Origin of the sequence: Aestuariibaculum marinum, assembly GCF_014596975.1 — a bacterium.
In the GTDB taxonomy this organism is placed as follows: domain Bacteria; phylum Bacteroidota; class Bacteroidia; order Flavobacteriales; family Flavobacteriaceae; genus Aestuariibaculum; species Aestuariibaculum marinum.
The window spans coordinates 1-285 of sequence record NZ_JACVXD010000051.1 but is presented as its reverse complement, the minus strand read 5'-3'; the positions used below and the strand labels follow the sequence as shown (position 1 = coordinate 285).

Below are 285 nucleotides of genomic sequence, written 5' to 3'. Positions count from 1 at the left end.
CGCCCTGCCCTTGCAGATGCCCCAGCAGCGAGCGGCCATCCAGCGGCAGATCGTGCACCAGCGTGCCGCCGGCCAGTTCGACCAGGGTCGGCAGCAGGTCGCAGGTGGACACCGAAGCGCCAACCCGCCCCGCCGCAAACTGCCCCGGTGCGTGCACCAGCAGCGGCACCCGCGCCGACATCTCGAACCAGTGCATTTTGTACCAGAGCCCGCGCTCGCCGAGCATGTCGCCGTGGTCGCCGGAGAAGACGATCACGGTGTCGTCCAGCAGGTCGGTTTCTTCCA

1 protein-coding gene is annotated in these 285 nt (G+C 68.8%); it reads right to left on the bottom strand.

Features of this window, described 5'->3' with window-relative positions; all coding sequences use genetic code 11:
- On the bottom strand, positions 1-285 hold a 285-nt coding region (locus tag ICJ85_RS16185), incomplete at both ends, for a sulfatase-like hydrolase/transferase (RefSeq protein WP_188224830.1).